At 53.6% G+C, this 750-nt stretch carries 1 protein-coding gene; it reads left to right on the top strand.

The genetic code is table 11. From position 1 onward, the window contains the following. The coding region (locus ACFWW2_RS16925) for an outer membrane beta-barrel protein (protein ID WP_393929860.1) at positions 1–676 on the top strand (676 nt) is incomplete at its 5' end. Positions 677–750 lie beyond the last annotated feature (74 nt).

The raw sequence follows: 750 nt of genomic DNA, 5'->3' as shown, positions 1-750 counted from the left end.
TCAACACGGGAAACACACCATGACAAAGAAACGAATGAACGTTGGCCTGCTAGCTAGCCCTGACGGCACCGTTGACGGAACGGCGACGACTGTGGGGGGACGTGGAAGACTGAATGGAGAAGTGTTTATGAGACGAAATCTAATGGTACTTGCATCAGTTGTGACAATCGTTGGCGGCACTCAAGCCGCGCAAGCACAAATGCAGTTTGCGGGGGCGGGGTTTGAGGAGCCGGTACAAAATGCATTCGGGGTCGGGATCTCGTTCAGTGGTCAGCCCGGAATCGATTACGGGATCACCGCGTTCTATGCGGTACCTTTTGATAACGATCCGATCGGGATTGAGATTCACGGAATGTTTGCGCAGGGCAGCGATACGCCTGCGCAAGGTATCTCCGAAGACTCCTCTGTGCTTCGTCTTGGCGCATATGGAACGACCCGTTACAAACTGGCCGAGGATATCGACCTGATCAGCTTGCTCGGCTTTAATTACGGTCGCGACGAACAAGAGCGAAGCTCCGCTACAGGCAGCGCAGCAGAAAGCACTTCGGGGATCTCACTCGGTGTCGGTGGTGGTGCAGAGTACAAGCTAGGCAATACGTCGGCCATTCGCGGCCAGTATATTGTCGACGGCATATCCGGCGGATCTTTTGACATCCTGTACGTGATGAAACTCTAAGAATGGAGGGCATTTTGGCTTCAAGCCAATTTGCAAGTTTGCGGCGTTCATCCAGCTTCAGGTGACAGTAGTGG

It is taken from the genome of Yoonia sp. R2-816 (genome assembly GCF_046762905.1).
Lineage (GTDB): Bacteria > Pseudomonadota > Alphaproteobacteria > Rhodobacterales > Rhodobacteraceae > Yoonia.
The sequence above is the reverse complement of the archived record's forward strand: the minus strand, read 5'-3'. Positions and strand labels throughout refer to the sequence as shown.